Annotated in this window: 14 protein-coding genes; 8 read left to right on the top strand and 6 right to left on the bottom strand. The window is 67.9% G+C overall.

Annotation, left to right across the window (positions count from 1 at the left end):
* Positions 1 to 176: 176 nt before the first annotated feature.
* Positions 177 to 2,516: a translocation/assembly module TamB domain-containing protein gene (locus tag GKO32_RS30815; protein ID WP_208024597.1), complete on the bottom strand. Its 2,340-nt coding sequence runs from the start codon at positions 2,514 to 2,516 to the stop codon at positions 177 to 179.
* Positions 2,517 to 2,621: 105 nt separating this feature from the next.
* On the opposite strand from GKO32_RS30815, the gene GKO32_RS30810 reads away from it, so the two are divergent.
* Complete coding sequence (locus tag GKO32_RS30810; RefSeq protein ID WP_154760418.1) at positions 2,622 to 3,629, top strand: hypothetical protein; 1,008 nt, start codon at positions 2,622 to 2,624, stop codon at positions 3,627 to 3,629.
* Here GKO32_RS30810 and GKO32_RS30805 read toward each other — a convergent pair.
* From GKO32_RS30805 to GKO32_RS30790, 4 genes are all read right to left on the bottom strand, one after another.
* A complete protein-coding gene (locus tag GKO32_RS30805; protein WP_312868845.1) occupies positions 3,613 to 4,386 on the bottom strand; it encodes an amino acid ABC transporter ATP-binding protein in 774 nt (257 codons plus the stop codon). The genes GKO32_RS30810 and GKO32_RS30805 overlap by 17 nt on opposite strands.
* A complete protein-coding gene (locus GKO32_RS30800) occupies positions 4,383 to 5,312 on the bottom strand; it encodes an amino acid ABC transporter permease (protein WP_154760417.1) in 930 nt (309 codons plus the stop codon). Before GKO32_RS30800 ends, GKO32_RS30805 begins: the two co-directional genes overlap by 4 nt.
* Positions 5,313 to 5,325: 13 nt before the next feature.
* On the bottom strand, positions 5,326 to 6,255 hold the full coding sequence (locus GKO32_RS30795; protein WP_312868843.1) for an ABC transporter substrate-binding protein: 930 nt from the start codon (positions 6,253 to 6,255) through the stop codon (positions 5,326 to 5,328).
* 145 nt (positions 6,256 to 6,400) lie between these two features.
* Positions 6,401 to 7,828: a M20/M25/M40 family metallo-hydrolase gene (locus GKO32_RS30790; protein ID WP_154760429.1), complete on the bottom strand. Its 1,428-nt coding sequence runs from the start codon at positions 7,826 to 7,828 to the stop codon at positions 6,401 to 6,403.
* 356 nt (positions 7,829 to 8,184) lie between these two features.
* Here GKO32_RS30790 and pdhA point away from each other — a divergent pair, with 356 nt between their 5' ends.
* From pdhA to GKO32_RS30755, 7 genes are all read left to right on the top strand, one after another.
* Positions 8,185 to 9,390 (top strand): pyruvate dehydrogenase (acetyl-transferring) E1 component subunit alpha, encoded by a 1,206-nt coding sequence (pdhA, locus tag GKO32_RS30785; RefSeq protein WP_154760415.1) that lies wholly within the window; start codon positions 8,185 to 8,187, stop codon positions 9,388 to 9,390.
* A complete protein-coding gene (locus GKO32_RS30780) occupies positions 9,390 to 10,421 on the top strand; it encodes an alpha-ketoacid dehydrogenase subunit beta (protein WP_154760414.1) in 1,032 nt (343 codons plus the stop codon). Before pdhA ends, GKO32_RS30780 begins: the two co-directional genes overlap by 1 nt.
* Positions 10,422 to 10,424: 3 nt before the next feature.
* Positions 10,425 to 11,699: a dihydrolipoamide acetyltransferase family protein gene (locus GKO32_RS30775; protein WP_312868842.1), complete on the top strand. Its 1,275-nt coding sequence runs from the start codon at positions 10,425 to 10,427 to the stop codon at positions 11,697 to 11,699.
* A gap of 112 nt (positions 11,700 to 11,811) precedes the next feature.
* On the top strand, positions 11,812 to 12,363 hold the full coding sequence (locus tag GKO32_RS30770; protein ID WP_154760427.1) for a TetR/AcrR family transcriptional regulator: 552 nt from the start codon (positions 11,812 to 11,814) through the stop codon (positions 12,361 to 12,363).
* A complete protein-coding gene (locus GKO32_RS30765) occupies positions 12,363 to 14,321 on the top strand; it encodes an ABC transporter ATP-binding protein (protein ID WP_154760413.1) in 1,959 nt (652 codons plus the stop codon). Before GKO32_RS30770 ends, GKO32_RS30765 begins: the two co-directional genes overlap by 1 nt.
* A gap of 9 nt (positions 14,322 to 14,330) precedes the next feature.
* Positions 14,331 to 15,146 (top strand): DUF72 domain-containing protein, encoded by an 816-nt coding sequence (locus GKO32_RS30760; protein WP_154760412.1) that lies wholly within the window; start codon positions 14,331 to 14,333, stop codon positions 15,144 to 15,146.
* 173 nt (positions 15,147 to 15,319) lie between these two features.
* Entirely contained in the window at positions 15,320 to 16,303 is a 984-nt protein-coding gene (locus GKO32_RS30755) for a hypothetical protein (protein ID WP_154760411.1), read from the top strand.
* Here the strand turns inward: GKO32_RS30755 and GKO32_RS30750 are convergent.
* Positions 16,245 to 17,396 (bottom strand): acyltransferase family protein, encoded by a 1,152-nt coding sequence (locus GKO32_RS30750; protein ID WP_154760410.1) that lies wholly within the window; start codon positions 17,394 to 17,396, stop codon positions 16,245 to 16,247. The two genes, GKO32_RS30755 and GKO32_RS30750, sit on opposite strands and share 59 nt — an antisense overlap.
* Between the last annotated feature and the right edge of the window lie 29 nt (positions 17,397 to 17,425).

Here is a 17,425-nt window from a genome sequence, read left to right as displayed (position 1 = left end):
ACCCCCGCCAGGGCGGGCTTCGCCCCCCTGGACCCCCCTCCGTGGTTGCGTTTCATTCCTGCGTGCGAGTTGAGTGTTCCGTGTGCGCGAGTTGAGTGTTCCGGTCGCGCGGAACGTGCAACTCGCGCAACGCGAACAGTCAACTCGCGCGGCGGGAAGGGTCAACTCGCGGCGGGTTATTTGGTGGGGGTGTCTCGGCGGATCATTCGGCTGGCACCGGCCGCTACTGTGGTGGCCAGGATCCAGCCCATGGCTATGAAACCGTCGCTCATCCACTTGTCCAGACCATGCATGTACCAGCGGCCCTTGTTGCCGAAATCCACAATGGGGACAAGCAAATCCGCGGTGTAGAGCACCGGATTCCATTGCAGGCCCGTCTCCTGCTGGTCGATCGCGCACCGCGTGCCCGCGACCATGAAACGCACCGGATCCGTGACGCACGAATCCTGACCCAGCCAGAAATACAGGCTGCCCACCACCAGCAAACCGATCAGCCAGCCCAATGCCCGCACCGGACGGTAGCCGTAGCCGACCATCCAGCGCTGCAACCAACTCCACAACCGCACCCCAGGGCCGAGCACCCGATAACCCTGCGCGAGCGCCTCATACCGGTACTGCTGCTTACGAAACAACACCGTGTCCGCGTGTTCTTCGTTGCCGCTCGCGCGCAGCATCGTGGCGAGCTGGTCGTACGGACCGGGCCGGTAACCGGCCATCGCGGACCGCAGCTGCCGGATCCGGGTATCGACCGCGCGATCGTTCTGCATCGGAATGGGCCGGTGCAACACGTCGTACCGGAAATCCTCGAGCTCGATCCCGCCCTCCGCGGCCCAGAACTCGTCGTTGTCGTCGAGCGTCCGGCAATACGCGTGCCGCAACAGGATCCGGCCCTGCGGCGGCTTTCCCGGATTCAGCAAGAATTCGTCACACGTCACGTCGCTCGCATCGAGCGCGATACCGTGCTCGGCAACGGATTCAGCTTCCAGCGCGGCGCCGGTCAGGTCCACCCGACGGGCGGCGCTCGCACCGTCCATGTTGACCCCGCCGCTGGCGTGGAACTCTCGCTCTCTCGACTTGGTGAGACTGATATTGCGGCCGACGCGGACGGTACGCAGGTCCACCGAGTAGCTGGCCTGCGGCCGTTCTGTCGGTGCGGTGACTTCGGTGCCGTACAGCTCGATGCTGCCGCCGACCTCCGTGCCCTGTAACCGCAACGTGCCTTCCAGCGTCGCGTTGGTCAGCATCAGGTTGCCGGCGATCTTCATGCGCCGTGCGGAAAAGACGTCCCGGCCGCGGTGTTTCAGATTCGCTCGCGCGGCGAGCATGTTCCCGCCGACCCGCACATCGGACAACCGCAGCTGACCACACGGCACGTGCAGCCCTGTCGCCTCGAAATCGCCCTCGATCTCGCTGCCGTCCAAATGCAACGCCCGATCGTAGAACGGTTCGATGTCACCGCGGCTGACCTTGATCCGCGCCCGCGCGAGGCGCAGCGTGCCGCCGATCCGGACGTTCATCATGCGCAACGTCCCGACCGCCGAAAGCCCGTCGGAAAACTCGACATTGCCCTCGACGCGCATCCGGTCGGCGACCACGGACGGCCACGGATCGACATAGGGATCACTGGAATCCCAAGCCTCCGACGCGATCACGCCGCGCTGCGGGCTGGCCAGATCCGCGCCGCGGAACACGATGTCGCCGTCGACCCTGGCGCTCGGCAGATGCAGCACCCCGCGTGCGGTGAACGCCTGCCGCTTGCCGGCGGCGCCGAAATTGTCCACATCGCACAGCAGGCTGCCGCCGATGTGCACACCGTTGGCATCCAACGCGAACCCGGCCGGATTGTGCAAAGTGGCGCCGGAAAAGTTGACGTTACCGCCGGTCCGCATACCGGGCACGCGAACCTGTCCGTCGGCCTTGAGCCGGTACGCCAGCAACGCACCGCTGATCTGGAGCCGGTCGGCCTGCAGCGCACGGCCGAACGACGACGCGATGCGGGTTCGGGTCAGCACGAGCGAGCCCTCGATCACCGCATCGGTCAGGTTGATCGCCGCGTCCGGCACCCCTCGCTCACGGGTGTCCCCGCGCTGCACGGCCGTTTCGCCGTCGACGACGCCACCCGGTTGCACGACACTGCGGATGAGCCGGACATCGTTGCGGCTGCGCAGGTTCCGTGCCTTGAGCCCCGGCAGCCAGCACCGCCGGAACACGAGGCCGAGCAGTTTCGCCTCACGCACGTCCGGTGCGTGCTCGAAACGGCAGTTCTCGAATCGGAAAAGGCAGTCGAGATCCGCGCCACGCAGATCCAGCCGTCCCGTTATATAGGCATTTTCCACCGGGACGATCGGCGCGTTGCTTGCTTGCCGCCGCCACCGGAGCAACCCGCCGCTACCCGGCTCCAGCAGCGGTCGCAGCAAGTCGGCGGCCGGTACGTGATAACGCGCATCCGGCACCCCGTCGAACGGGTTGAGCGGAGGCAGCTCGCGTTCCACCGGTCCTGCCTGGCCACTCGCCATTCGTCCGTGCCCCTTTCGTGAATACCTCGCCAAACCTTAGTGGCCGGGTTACTCCGGTAGGGCCGTTTCCCGGAAAGGAGTGGAATTCGGAGTTATCGTCGGGGAATGGAGGCCCTCGCGGAGCTGAGGGAGGTCACCAAAACGGTGACCTATGGCGAGCTGACCGCACTCAGGCGCCGCTTGTGGGCCGACGAGGAGGACGCGTACCGCTGGTTCGGCCAGTATCTGCCTGCACCCGAACAGCGAGGCGCGATCGAGGCCGATTTCACCGACCGGGTCCGTGCCGTGCTCGCCCGTGGTGGCCCGCTGGCCCAGTGGGCCGAGCAGCTTCGCGCGGAAATCGCGCCGGTCATGCCGTTGGCCCGCCTCCTGGAACGCCATCCGCAGCTGGATTTCCCGGTCATCGGCCCGAATGTCGCCGCGTGGCGGGTGCTGGCCCGGTTCGGCGGCGTATTCGAGGTCGACCGGGGCTGGGCGGCCGTGCCCGATTTCCTGACCGCGGTCGCCATGACCAGGGTGGTGGTAACCGCGCTCAGTGAGGCGCTGCGCGCGGAGACCCCGGCGGAGGCGTTCGCCGACCGCGGGTTCACACTCAGCGACGAGGAGCTCATCGCCTGGCTCGCGCGCTGCGGGTACCGCGTCTCGGAGAGAGAACTCCAGCAGCCGCGGCGGGCGCTGCACCGGATGGTCGAGCGTGTCTCCGCCGGCCGGCGCACCACGCACGGACCGACCGCGACCGACGCCGTGGCGAGGCTGCTGTCCCAGGCCGGGGTGCCGTTGCACCTCGACGACTTGCTGCGCCGGATGGAGCGGCAGTACAGCCGTGGCCCGCTGTACAACCGCCTCAACGCCGACAGCCGCTTCGTCCGGGTCGCGCCCAGCACGTTCGCGCTCGAGTCGTGGCATCTCGAGCCGTACACCGGGCCGGGTGGATCGAGCACGGAGAACGCCATCCGCCTCATCGAACGCGCCGGCAGGCCACTGCACCTCGACGAGATCCGGGCCGGGCTCGCCCGGCCCATCACCCGCGAAGGGCTGCGCAACGCCCTCAACGCCACCAACCGGCTGGTGCGCGTGGCACCGTCCACCTACGACGTCAGGCGTTCGGGTTGAGCACCCGCGCCAGGAAGCTGCGCGTGCGCTCGTGCCGGGGCTCGGCGATGACCTGCTCCGGTGAGCCTTCCTCGACCACCACGCCGCCGTCCATGAACAGCACCTTGTCCGCGACCTCGCGGGCGAACTGCATTTCGTGCGTCACGACGATCATCGTCATGCCGTCCGCCGCGAGCTGCCGCATCACGCCGAGGACGTCGCCGACCAACTCCGGGTCCAGTGCCGATGTCGGCTCGTCGAACAGCATCAGCTTCGGCTGCATCGCCAGCGCCCGTGCGATCGCGACCCGCTGCTGCTGCCCGCCCGAGAGCTGGGCGGGATAGGACTTTTCCTTGTCGGCCAAGCCGACCCGGTCCAGCAGTTCCCGGCCGCGCTCGCGCGCCTGCGCCTTGTTCTCGCCGCGGACCTGCACCGGCGCCTCGATCACGTTCTCCAGCGCGGTCATGTGCGGGAACAGGTTGAACCGCTGGAACACCATGCCGATGTCCTTGCGCTGCGCGGCGATTTCCTTCTCGCGCAGCTCATACAGCCGGTCCCCGCGCTCGCGGTAGCCCACCAGGTGCCCGTTCACGTAGAGCCGCCCGGCGTTGACCTTTTCCAGGTGGTTGATGCACCGCAGCAACGTCGACTTGCCCGAACCGGATGGGCCGATGAGGCAGGCCACCTCGCGCTCGGCGACCTCGAAATCGATGCCCTTGAGCACTTCGAGGCGGCCGAACCGCTTGTGGATGCGCTGCGCCTGCACGATGGGCGTCACCGCGCCACCCCTCCCCGCAAGCCGCCGAAGCCGAACATCCGCGCCGCCCAGCCCTTTTCCGGTGCCGTTTGCGAGGAACCGCGGGCGAAGTACCGCTCGATCTGCGTCTGGATCAACGTCAGCACCGAGGTCATGAACAGGTACCACAACGCCGCGACGATCAGCAGCGGCGCGATCTTGTAGTTCTGCGCGTAGATCTGCTGCGCCGAAAGCATCAGCTCGAAGTAACCGATGACGACCACCAGCGAGGTCGTCTTGAGCATCGCGATGGTTTCGTTGCCGGTCGGCGGGATGATCACGCGCATCGCCTGCGGCAGGATGATCCGCCGCAACGTCTTGCCGCGCGACATGCCCAGCGCGCTCGCCGCTTCGAGCTGACCGGCGTCGACGGAAAGCAGGCCGCCGCGGACGATTTCGGCCATGTATGCGGCCTCGTTCAGGCCGAGGCCGAGCAGTGCCGCGATCAACGGGGAGATCAACGAGTTCGTGTTGGTGCCGACGAACTCGGGCCCGAACGGGATACCGATACCCAGGCGGGGATAGAACAACGCGAAGTAGTTCCAGATGACCAGTTGCGTGATCAGCGGCGTGCCACGGAACAGCCAGATGTAGACGCCGGCCGCGCCCGACGTGAGCGGGTTGGGCGACATCCGCATGACGGCGAGCAGGACGCCGCCGAGCACCCCGATCACCATCGAGATCGCGGTGAGGATCAGGGTGTTCTGCAGGCCGCGGAGGATGCGCTCGTTGAACAGGTAGTCACCGACCACGTCCCACTGCATGTTGGGGTTGGTGGCCACGCTGCGGATCACGATCACCGCGACGAACAGGATGAGGGCACCGGCGATCCAGCGGCCGTAGTGCCGCACCGGCACCGCCCGGATGTCCTCCGCGGCGGGGCCGGTGCGTTCGTTCGATTCAGTCATGGGTTCGGGCAGCTCAGACGGCCGGGTTGACTTCCGACTTCTGGATGGCCCCCGCCGCATTCAGGTTCCACTTCGCGATGATCTTCGCGTAGGTACCGTCGTTGATCAGTGCCTGCACCGCGCCCTGCACGGCCTGCGGGAACTGGCCGGCGCCCTTCTTAAGCGCGATCCCGTACGGCGCGGTGTCGTACGGTTTGCCGACGACCTCGACCGCGCCGTCGGTCTGCTTCACCGCGTAGTCGACGACCGGGGAGTCGGCCAGCATCGCGTCGCTGCGCTTCGTGGTCAGCTGAAGGTTCACGTCGGTCTGTGCCTGGAACTGCTGGATGTTGATGGCCGGCTTGCCCGCCTTGGTGCACGCCTCCGAGCGTGCGGTGGCGTCGTCGACCTGGACGGTGCCCTTCTGCACGGCGAGGTTCTTGCCGCAGAGGGTGTCCGGGCTGAGGTTCTCGGGGTTGCCTTTCAGCACGCCGAGCGAGGTGCCCGCCGAGTAGTAGGTGACCATGTCGACCGTCTGCTCGCGCTCCGCGTTGACGGTGAACGAGGACATCGCGAGCTCGTACTTGCTCGCGGCGAGACCGGCGAGGATGCCGCTGAAGTCCGCGTTCTGGTACTCCATCGTCAGGCCGAGTTTCTGCCCGATCGCGTTGCCGAGATCGACGTCGAAACCGACGACTTTGCCAGTGGAGTCAACGAATTCGTTCGGCGGATAGGTCTGGTCCTGTCCCACGATGATCTTGCCGTCACCGGCGATGTCCGCCGGCACCATGGCCGCGAGCGCGGCGTCCTTGGTCGCGGCCGGGATCTCCTGCGCGGCGGGAGCACCGCCGCTGGGCTGCGTGCCACCGGAACCGTTACCACCGGAACCGCAGGCGACGGTCAGCCCGACTAATGCGAAGGTCGGCAGGAGGGCAAGTGCCTTGAGGTGTGTTGCACGCGCCACGATCGTCACTCCTAGTAGGTCATACCGTGTGAGTCCACGCATCCTGCCATCCGAATGGGCCCATTCGCAGCATCAGCAAGGTCACGGCGTGATGTCGGCCGGCGGCACTACCGGACAGCCAAGGTGTCCATTGTGGACTTGCCGGTCAGCCTCGGGCGTGGGCGTCCAGGGTGTGTGCGACCGTTTCCGTGATGCGGCGGGCCTGGCCAAGGTGCAACCACTCGTCCGGCACGTGGGCGTTGGAGTCCGGGCCGAGTGCGCCGGTGACCAGAAACTGTGCCCGCGGGTACTTCTCCGCGAGCAGCCCCATGAACGGGATCGACCCACCGAGGCCGACGCTGCGCCATGGCGCGCCGAAGACCTCCGTGCTCACCTTCTCCAGCACCGCGGCCAGCCACGGCGCGGCGTCCGGAGCGTTCCACCCGCCCGCGTGCTCGACACCGGCCAGCTCGACCCTGGCGCCGTACGGGACGTCCGTAGTCAGTGCCTCCCCCACCGCTTTCAGGGCCGCCGCCGAATCCGCTGTCGGGGGCAGCCGCAAGCTCAGCGCGAGCGTCGTCGAGTCCCGCAGCACGTTGCCGGCGTTCGCGGGTTCCGGGAAGCCCGCCGCGCCGGTCACCGAGAGCGTGGGCCGCCAGCTGTTGTTCAGCATCAGCTCGACCTCGTCGTCCGAGACCGGGCGCATACCGGCGACGAGCGGGAACGCCGTCCGCATCGTGCCGGGAGCGACGGCGGCCGTCGCCTGGACCTCCGCCAGCCGGTTCGCCGGGATTTCCACGTTCAGCTCGGCGAGCTTGATCGCACCGGTCTCGGCGTCCTCGATCCGGTCGAGCAGCTGCCGCAGGACGCGGAACGAGCTCGGCACGACGCCGCTCGCCAGCCCCGAGTGCTGCGCGGATTCGAGTACCCGCACCGTCACGTGAACCTGGGCCAGGCCGCGCAGGCTCGTCGTCAGCCACAGCCGCTCGTAGTCGTTGCCGCCCGAGTCGAGGCAGATCACCAGCGACACCTCGCCGAGCCGCGCCGACAGGTGCTCCAGATACACGGGCAGATCCGGGCTGCCCGACTCTTCGCCGGTCTCCAGCAGGATCACCGAACGCGCATGACTCCCGCCCGCCGCGTGCACCGCTTCCAGCGCCGTGGTCGCCGCGTACCCGGCGTACCCGTCGTCCGCCGCGCCGCGGCCGAACAGCTTCTCGCCACGTACCACCGGCTGCCACGGGCCGAGCCCCTCCGACCAGCCACCCACCGGCGGCTGCTTGTCGAGATGTCCGTAGAGCAACACCGTGCCGCGGTCCTCCGCGCCGGGTGTCGCGGGCACGTCGATCAGCAGCGCCGGGCTCCGGCCCTCGACGCTCACCACGTCGAGCGTCGCGCCGGGCAGCCGCCGCCCGGCGACCCAGCCGCGCACGTGCCCGACCGCGGACGCGAGATGCCCGTTGGCGGCCCAGTCCGGATCGAAAGCCTGGGACAACGCCGGAATCCGCACCAGCTCGGACAGGCTCGGCAGGACGTCGGTCTCCCACAGCCTGGCCACGGTCTCGCGCACGTTCGTCTGCTCCACAGGACGCATTCTGCCAGTCATCCGAAGGTGTGTTGCAGGTCACGAGGGTCACCTACCGCGGCCCGTCGGACACCCGCGGACACCCGTGCCGGGGTGAACAGGCCAGCTCACACCCGGTTGCGAGACCGACTTTCGGCTCCCTGATCATCGGTCTTCCTAGGGTTTTCGCAGCTCAGGACCCTGTTATCGGCAACAAATCAGGCATCGGCACTGACTGTCGAGGGGCTTCTCATGTCAGGATGACCGCGTAAGCCGTCACGGCCGATGGCTGCCCGAGCGCTTCGGATCCGATGCGCAGGTGGCCGCCGGCGCCGCCGACGAAGCCGCCAAAAGTGGCTTCGCGGCACGACACCCGAGGAGAACGCATGTCGTCCCCCGAACAGTGGACGCACCCGGAGCCCGGCGAAGGGCCGGCCGCCCAAGCGGCACAACCGTCCCCGGAGCAGGTGATCGCGGGTTTGCGAGCAACAACCGAAGGTGGCGCTGAGCTGACCCAGCTGCTCACGCCCGAAGGCGAACGAATCGCCTCACAGTTCGACCGGTATGTGACCGACATCGATGGGGACGCGCTGCGCGGGCTGTACCGCGACATGGTGCTGGTCCGTCGTGCCGACCGCGAGGCCAACGCCATGCAACGGCAGGGCCAGCTGGGTATCTGGGTCCCGCTGCTGGGCCAGGAAGCCGCGCAGGTCGGTTCCGGCAGGGCCCTGGCCAAGCAGGACATGGCCTTCCCCAGCTACCGCGAGCACGGCGTCGCCTTCACGCGCGGGGTCGATCTGCGCGAGCTGATCGGCATCTTCCGCTGCACCGACCACGGCGGCTGGGACTTCGCCAAGCACCGCTTCCACCCCTACACCATCGTCATCGGCAACCAGGTCCTCAACGCCACCGGCTACGCCATGGGGCAGAAGTTCGAGGGCAAGGTGGGAGACGATGACGGCGAGGCGACGATCGTCTATTTCGGAGACGGCGCCACCAGCCAGGGCGATGTGCACGAGGGCTTCGTCTGGTCCGCGGTGTACGACGCGCCGCTGGTCTTCTTCTGCCAGAACAACCAGTGGGCGATCTCGGAGCCGACCGAACGGCAGTCCCGGCTGCCGCTGTACCAGCGTGCCCGCGGCTACGGCTTCCCCGGCATCCGCGTCGACGGCAACGACGTGCTCGCCTGCCTCGCGGTCACCCGCTGGGCGCTCGAGGAATGCCGCCACGGCAACGGTCCGGTCCTGATCGAGGCCTTCACCTACCGCATGGACGCGCACACCACGACCGACGACCCGACGCGCTACCGGCTGTCCGACGAGCTGGAGGCGTGGAAACTCAAGGACCCGATCGAGCGCGTGCGTGCCTTCCTGGCCCGTGGCGGGCACGCGGACCAGTCGTTCTTCGACCAGATCCAGGCCGAGGCCGACAAGTTCGCCGCCGAGCTGCGCGAGTACACGTTCAACCTGCCCGAACCTCCGCCGGAGCGCGTGTTCTCGAACGTCTACGCCGAACCCTCGCCGGTGCTGGATGCACAGCGCGAGGAATATCTGGCGTATCTCGACGGTTTCGCGACGGCGGGTGAGCACTGATGGCGGCTCCCGTGAAGTCCAAAATAGACGAATCCACTTCTGCCCTGCAGAAGCTGACCATCGGCAAGGCACTCAACCTCGGTCTACGGGCCGCGATGGAGGCCGACGACAAGGTCATCATTCTCGGCGAGGACGTCGGCAAGCTCGGCGGCGTCTTCAGGATCACCGATGGGCTGCAGAAGGACTTCGGCGAACAGCGCGTGCTCGACACGCCGCTGGCCGAGTCCGGCATCATCGGCACCGCGGTCGGCCTTGCCGTGCGCGGGTTCCGGCCGGTGTGCGAGATCCAGTTCGAGGGGTTCATCTTCCCCGGCTTCGACCAGATCTCCAGCCAGCTCGCGAAGTTGCACTACCGCACCCAGGGCAGGATCAAGGTGCCGGTCGTGGTGCGGGTGCCTTTCGGCGGCGGGATCGGTGCGGTCGAGCACCACTCGGAGTCGCCTGAGTCGCTGTTCGCGCATATCGCCGGGTTGAAGGTCGTCTCGTGCTCGAACCCGGCGGATGCCTACTGGATGATCCAGCAGGCCATCGCCTCCGACGATCCGGTGCTGTTCTTCGAGCCGAAACGGTTGTACCACAACGGACAGCTCAGGTCCGAAGTGGACACTTCCAGTCCGGTGGGGCCGCTTTTCGCGTCCCGCGTCGTCCGGCAGGGCACCGACGCGACGCTGGTCGCGTACGGGCCTTCGGTGAAGGTGTGTTTGGACGCCGCCGTCGCGGCGTCGAATGATGAAGGCCGTTCGCTCGAGGTCATCGACCTGCGCACGATCTCGCCGCTGGACCTCGGCCCGGTGTTCGAGTCGGTACGCCGCACGGGACGGCTGATCGCGGTGACCGAGGCGCCATCGGAGTCCTCGATCACCTCGGAGATCGCCGCCCGCGTTCAGCAGGAATGCTTCTACTCGCTGGAGGCTCCGGTGCTGCGGGTGACGGGATTCGACACGCCGTACCCACCGTCCAAATTGGAGGAGCACTACCTGCCCGATCTGGACCGGGTGCTGCACGCCGTCGACCGTTCGCTGGGGTGGTGACCGGTGCCTGACTTCAAACAGTTCTTGCTCGCCGACACCGCCGAAGGCCTCACCGAGGCCGAAATCCTTGGCGTGCGGGTGAAACCGGGCGACGAGGTGACGGTCAACCAGATCGTGGTCGAGGTCGAGACCGCCAAAGCCGCGGTGGAGTTGCCAATCCCGTGGGCGGGCCGGATCACCGAAGTCCTTGTGGAGGAAGGACAGACGGTCGAGGTCGGTGCTCCGATCCTGACCGTCGACGTCGATCCGGGCGGCGGGAGTGCCTCGGTGAACGGGTCCGCGCCCGACGAGGAGATGAAGCCGCTCGTCGGCTACGGCTCGAAAACCGTTGCCACCAAACGGCGCGTGCGCCGCGGCACCCCGGTGCCCGAACCGGAACCGGCACGCCGGCCGGAACCGGCTCAGCCGGCACCGGCCGCCAAGAGCGGTTACGTGCCGCTGGCGAAACCGCCGGTGCGCAAGCTCGCCAAGGATCTCGGCGTGGACCTGAGCACGCTGGCCGGTTCGGTCGACGGCGTGATCACGCGAGAGGACGTCGAGCGGGCCGCGGCTCCGGCGCCGGTGGTGCGGCAGCCGGGTGCGCGTGAACGCCGGGTGCCGATCAAGGGTGTCCGCAAGGCCACCGCGCAGGCGATGGTGTCGAGCGCGTTCACCGCCCCGCATGTCACGGAATTCCTCACGGTCGATGTCACGCCGATGATGGAACTGCGGGAACGGCTCAAGAAACACCCGTCGTTCGCGGGCGTGAAACTCACCCCGCTGGCATTCGCCGCGAAGGCGGTTTGCCTTGCCGCCAAACGAACTCCGGACGTGAACGCGTCCTGGGACGAGGCGGCCGGCGAGATCGTCTACAAGGACTACGTGCACCTCGGGATCGCCGCCGCGACCCCGCGCGGGCTCGTGGTGCCGAAGATCCGGGACGCCGACGCGATGTCGCTGCCGGAACTGGCGGTCGCGCTCGACGGGCTGACCACGACCGCACGTGAGGGCAGGACAGCGCCCGAGGACATGGTGAACGGGACGATCACGATCACCAACGTCGGCGTGTTCGGCGTCGACACCGGGACGCCGATCATCAACCCCGGTGAAGCGGCGATCCTGGCCTTCGGCGCGATCAGGGACACCCCGTGGGTCGTGGACGGTGAACTCGCCGTGCGGAAGGTGCTCCAGCTCGCGTTGAGCTTCGACCACCGATTGGTCGACGGCCAGCAGGGCTCGCAGTTCCTCGCCGACGTCGGCGCGTTGCTGGCCGACCCCGCGCTCGCGATCACCTACTGACAGCGGAGAACCGGCCCTGCCGCAGGGCCGGTTCTTTGTGGCCGCTTGACGGAGTGAGTGCTCACTCCGCACACTGGGCGGCGTGACGGAGACCAAACGGCGCGCCCCGGGCATGAGCCCCGGTGAACGCCGGAAAATGATCGTGCAGGCTGTGCTGCCACTGGTTGTCGAGCACGGCGCCGCAGTCACCACCGCGCAGATCGCCCGCGCAGCCGGTATCGGTGAGGGCACGATTTTCCGTGCCTTCGCGGACAAGGACGAGCTCGTCGACGCGTGCGTGGTCGAAGCACTGCGCCCGGACGGGATGATCGAACTGCTCGCCGAGATCCCGCTCGACCAGCCGACGGAAAAGCGGCTGGCCGAAGCGGCCGGCGTACTGGCCGCGCATCTGGAACGCCTGGGCGCGATCGCCGGTGCGATGCACCGCTCCGGCGCGCGGAAGCGGCATCATCGCGGCGGCGACCGGCAGGCATCGTTCGAGGCGATGCGCGCGGCGGTCGCCGAACTGTTCGAACCCGAGCGCGGGAAGCTGCGCCTGCCTCCGGAGCAGCTGGGCGGGATCTTCCTGTCCCTGCTGCTCAGCCGGTCCCGTGACGACCAGCAGTCGCTGGAGATCGGCGCACTGATCGACGTGTTCCTGCACGGGGCGGTGAAAGCGGATTGATGCACGGCGGTGGGCCGCCCATCGGCCTCAGACGACGGCTGCGGCAGGCGAGCAGCACGGTGCCCGACAGCGGGCTGACCGGCCCCATCGAGATCCCCGATCCCAAACCCGACGACGGGCCGAAGGACCTGCGCGCCCGGCTCCTCCGGTTGCGCACGTCGGTGGGTGGCACGGTGCGCGGGTTGCCCAAGGTGCTCAAGCTGACCTGGCAGGCCAGCCCGGTCATGACCGTCTTCATTGTACTGTCCACAGTGGTCAGTGGACTGCTGCCGACGCTCACCGCCTATCTCGCGAAGTTGTTGCTGGACGCGGTCGTCGCGGCGGTACAGGGGCACGGCACCACGGGGCGGATCGTCGAGATCGCCGCCTTCCAGCTCGGTGTCTTCACCGCGACCGCGCTGAGCACCGCACTGACGAACGTCGCACAGCAACTGCTGCAGGAACGGATGACGCTGACCATCCGGCACCAGGTGATGTCCCACGCGGCAAAGCTCGACCTCGCGTTCTTCGAGGGGTCCGAGTCGTACGACCTGTTGCGCCAGGCTTCACAGGAAGCGCCGTCGCGGCCGGTGTCGATGCTGACCTCGGCACTGAGCCTCGTGCGTACCGGCATCACATTCGCGAGCATGGTCGCGCTGCTCGTCGCGGTCAGCCCACTGCTGGCGGTGATCGCGTTGCTGGCGCCGATCCCGGCGTTCATCTCGCAGTCCAAGTACGGCGCACGGGCGTTCATGCTGGCGCTGTACGTCTCCCCGATCCGGCGGCGGATGGACTATCTTTCTTCGCTCGTCACAACGGACACCTATGCCAAGGAGACCAAACTCTTCGGACTGGGCACGTACCTGACCGACCGCTTCCGGCGGCTCGGGCAGACCTACTACGCACGCGAACGCAAGTTGACCACGACCCGGAATCTCGTCGGCACGGCATGGAGTTTCCTGTCGACCGCGGCGGGTTCCGGGATCGCGCTGTACATCGCACTGGAGGCGGTGCACGGCAGGCTGACGATCGGCGATCTCGCGCTGTACACCAGCGCCGCGACCGCCGTACAGGCATCGGTCCAGGGGTTGTTCACCGGATTTTCCGGAATGTACGAGAACAATCTGTATCTCGACACGCTGTACCAGTTCCTGGGCACTCGGCCGCGGATCACCCGGCCCACGCATCCCCGCCCGCTGCCGGAGAAAGTGCGCGGGCATGTCGAATTCCAGGACGTGTCGTTCAGCTATCCCGGCGCCGACGAGCCGGCGCTGGACAGCGTGAGCTTCGAAATCCGGCCGGGTGAGACGGTGGCCGTCGTCGGGCGCAACGGTGCAGGAAAGTCGACCCTGATCAAATTGCTGTGCCGACTGTACGACCCGACGAGCGGACGGATCCTGCTCGACGGCGTTGACATCCGTGAGTTCGACCCGGACGAGCTACGAATGCGGATCAGTGCGATGTTCCAGGATTACGTGACATACCAGGGAACGGCCGCGGAGAACATCGGCCTCGGTCAACTGTCCGCTTTGGACGATCGAGAACGGATCGTCGATTCCGCGCGGCGGGCCGGCGCGGCCGAGCGCATCGAGCGGCTGCCGAAGGGATACGACAGCCCGCTCGGCCGGTGGTTCGACCAGGGCGTGAGCCTGTCGGGCGGGGAATGGCAGAAAGTGGCGCTGGCGCGGGCCTTCATGCGGGACGCGCCGCTGCTGATTCTCGACGAACCGACGTCGGCGCTCGACGCGCAAGCCGAGCACGAGCTGTTCGCCCGCCTGCGGGCGCTCGCCTCCGGCCGCACGACGCTGTACATCTCGCACCGGTTCTCCACGGTGCGGCAGGCGGAGCAGATCCTGCTGCTCGATCACGGCAAACTCGCCGAACACGGGACCCACGAGCAACTGATGCGACTCGGCGGTGCCTACGCGGACCTGTTCACCCTCCAGGCGGCGGCTTACCTGGACGACGCGGTTGAGTAGTCTCCAGCCATGCGGGTGCATGTGGGCTGCGCGATGTGGACCCACCCGGCGTGGCCGCTGCCGGAACGGTTGCGTTCGTACGCGAGCTGGTGCAACGCGGTGGAGGGCAACACGACCTTCTACGCGACGCCGGCCGCGAGCACGATCTCCTCGTGGGTGGACCAGACCCCGCCGGACTTCCGGCTCCTGCTCAAACTGCCGAAGGCGATCACCCACGAGCGACGGCTGGGCGACGTCGCCGGACTCGTCCGGAGCTTCCTCGACACGATCGAGCCCCTCGGCGAGCGGGTGCACGCGCTGTGGGTCCAGCTGCCGGCGTCGTTCGGACCACCCGATCTCGGCGCGCTCGCGGCGTTCCTGCGTCGTATGCCGCGCGATCGCCGGCTGACCGTCGAAGTGCGGCATCCCGCGTTTTTCGCGCACCCTCAACGGTTGGAGCAGGTGCTCGGCGAGGTCGGCGCCGAGTGGGTGCTGTTCGACACCACGGTCCTGTTCGGCGCTCCGCCGCTCGGCCCCGCGGAAGAGGAGGCGTGGCAGCAGAAACCGCGCCTGCCGCGCCGCTCGCAAGCGCTTACCGCGCATCCCGTCGTCCGATACATCGGGCGCGACGATGACGCGCAAACCGTCGAGGGCTGGCAACACTGGGTCGACACCGTCGTCGGCTGGTTGCGGGAAGGCCGCTCCCCGACGGTCTTCGTGCACACCCCGGACAATGCGCGGGCGCTCGTCCTCGCCCGCCGCTTCCACGACGAGGTGCGCGCCCGCCTGCCCGATGTCGAGCCGCTGCCGGAGCCGCTCCCCAGCGATCCGCTGACCCTGTTCTGATTCGCCCGCGGGGATCGCCCACCGTTCACTCGATCGCGCTACCGTAGGGCCGACTGTGCCCTTCGTTACCAATCCGACGGCAGCCACGGCGGAAACGGATGTCTACAAGCAGATCGGCTACGGACCGTGTCCGCCTACTTTCGGTCGGATTGGTAAGACTCCAAGGAGCCTCGATGACCTGGCAGGAAGACCTTCGCCGCCTGGATATGCAGCTGGCCAGTGGCGAGATCAGCCTGCGCGAGCATCGGAAGCAACGTGAGGAGTTGCTGGCCGCGGCCTCCGGCGGGTTCTCCCCTTCCCCAGTGACGGCACCCGTGATCGCCCAGCAGCCGCCGGGCCGGTCCGCCGCCCTGCTGGCGAGCGACCGCCCGACGAGCGCGCCCAGCCCGGCCGACGAGCGGTCCACCGAGTCGATGCGGCATCCGACGATCCATGACCTGCCGACCGTGGTCACGCCGGCGATCGGTCCGTTGCCAGGCCTGCAGCCGTCGAAACAGCAGGTGCCACCGTTGCCGACCCGCCCGAACCGCCCGTCCCGGCACCGGCCGACGTGGCTGTTCCTCGCGCTCGGGGTGTTGCTGGTGCTGCTCATGATCATCGGCGCGACCTGGTTCCTCGGCGTCCGCGACAAGCCGGCCCCGGCCACCGGCGCGGCGCCCGTCACCCCCTCGACGACGCCGAGCGTGCCGGTGGTCCCGATCGAGCAGCGAGTGCCGGCGCTGCCCGGTGTTCCGGAAACCGGCAACGCGATGGTCTCGGTCGACCAGGGCGCACAGCGCGGGCTCTATCCCGCCCAGGCGGCCCAGTTCTTCGCGGAAAACGAGGTCACCGAGATCGTCTACCGCGGTTCCTCGCTCAACAACGAGCGGTACTTTCTTCTTGTCGTGCACGCGGCGGACGCCGCCAAGGCGAAGAAGGTCGCCGACTACATGCGGTCCGGGGCACTCAGCACGGGTTTCGTCCCGCTGCCCGCCGATTCCTCGGTCCTCAGCGGGACCCGGTCGGGCCGGCTGATGAACGGAACCTGGTACTCCTCGGGTGATCTCGCGGTCATCCTCTGGCTGTCACAACCGGCGGCCGCCGCGCGAGCGGCGCAACTCAAGCAACATCTCGACCGGACGAAAGCGGAACTGACAGCGGCTCTGCCACCGGCGTGAGTGTGGCCGGTTCCGGCACCGGAGCCACCGCGCGCTTCGGCCGCAAATGCTTGCGCAACCGGAGAGTCGGCTTCTCGACGAACCGCCACGACAGCTGACCGGCCAGGTACGCGGCGGGCAGCGAGAACACCACGAGCAGCCACGGCTCGCGCACCCCGGCCAGCACGATCAACTGCTGGACCAGGAACCCCCAGATCGAGATGCCGTAATTGCCGAACACGAAGTCACCGGCACCGCCCCACCGCAGCGGCCAGTGCGCCGCGAGCGTGACCGAGCCGTATGCCGCCATCACCGGCAACGTGTAGCGGTCCCACGAAGTTTGGCTCAGCGCCAGCCAGAGCACGAACAAGCCGGCCGCGATCGACGGGCGCAGCGGGATCCGGTCGCGGAACGCGTGCAGCACCATCCCGAGCACGAACGGGACCAGGAAGGAGGCCGCCGACCCGAGCGGAATGCTCAGCACCGAAGCGGCCTTGCCCTGCGACAGGAAGTCCGCCTGCAGCGTCGTGTCCGCGTAGACGATGGCGGCGAGCAGGAGCAGCAGCACCAGCCTCGACGCGCCGAGCGCGAGGAACACCCCGAGCAGCAGCACGAGGCCGTAGCCGAGCAGTTCCATCGGCAGCGTCCACAGCGAACCGTTGGCGGAGTACGGGAACGGATTCGAGTCGAACACCCCGGGCAACCGGTGCTGCAGCAACATGACCAGGCTCGTGCCGACGAAGTACCGCCACGTCTGCGGATGACTCCAGTACGCCCCCTGCGGCCACTCGGTGACCAGTGGCCCGACGACGAACGTCGTCACCGCCGCCACCAGGACCAGCGGCGGCAGAATGCGCAGCAGCCGGCGCGCACCGAACCGCCACCACGACGGATCGCGGGCCCAGCTGTGCTGGATCTGGTAACCACTCATCGCGAACAGGCCCATCAACGCGACATACCCGGGCGCGATCTGCCAGGACGGCGGGAAGATCGTCGAGCGCCCGGACACGAGCAGCGCCCAGCAATGATCCAGTACGATCAGCAGCGCCCCGATGGTACGAAGCCACGCGAAACCCACATGGGAGTCGGCATGGAGTTTGGGGCAAGATCGCATGACCAGCCGATGCTAACCGAGCGGTAAGA

This window comes from Amycolatopsis pithecellobii, assembly GCF_009707865.1.
Taxonomy (GTDB): Bacteria; Actinomycetota; Actinomycetes; order Mycobacteriales; family Pseudonocardiaceae; genus Amycolatopsis_E; species Amycolatopsis_E pithecellobii.
This window is presented reverse-complemented; position numbering and strand designations above follow the sequence as displayed.

Bases quoted from the DNA above. Each gene is read 5' to 3' on its own strand.
- GKO32_RS30770 (WP_154760427.1), top strand. From the start codon at position 11,812: ATGAGCCCCGGTGAACGCCGGAAAATGATCGTGCAGGCTGTGCTGCCA.
- pdhA (WP_154760415.1), top strand. From the start codon at position 8,185: ATGTCGTCCCCCGAACAGTGGACGCACCCGGAGCCCGGCGAAGGGCCG.
- GKO32_RS30750 (WP_154760410.1), bottom strand. From the start codon at position 17,396: ATGCGATCTTGCCCCAAACTCCATGCCGACTCCCATGTGGGTTTCGCG.
- GKO32_RS30760 (WP_154760412.1), top strand. From the start codon at position 14,331: ATGCGGGTGCATGTGGGCTGCGCGATGTGGACCCACCCGGCGTGGCCG.
- GKO32_RS30815 (WP_208024597.1), bottom strand. From the start codon at position 2,516: ATGGCGAGTGGCCAGGCAGGACCGGTGGAACGCGAGCTGCCTCCGCTC.
- GKO32_RS30755 (WP_154760411.1), top strand. From the start codon at position 15,320: ATGACCTGGCAGGAAGACCTTCGCCGCCTGGATATGCAGCTGGCCAGT.
- GKO32_RS30780 (WP_154760414.1), top strand. From the start codon at position 9,390: ATGGCGGCTCCCGTGAAGTCCAAAATAGACGAATCCACTTCTGCCCTG.
- GKO32_RS30810 (WP_154760418.1), top strand. From the start codon at position 2,622: ATGGAGGCCCTCGCGGAGCTGAGGGAGGTCACCAAAACGGTGACCTAT.
- GKO32_RS30790 (WP_154760429.1), bottom strand. From the start codon at position 7,828: ATGCGTCCTGTGGAGCAGACGAACGTGCGCGAGACCGTGGCCAGGCTG.
- GKO32_RS30800 (WP_154760417.1), bottom strand. From the start codon at position 5,312: ATGACTGAATCGAACGAACGCACCGGCCCCGCCGCGGAGGACATCCGG.
- GKO32_RS30765 (WP_154760413.1), top strand. From the start codon at position 12,363: ATGCACGGCGGTGGGCCGCCCATCGGCCTCAGACGACGGCTGCGGCAG.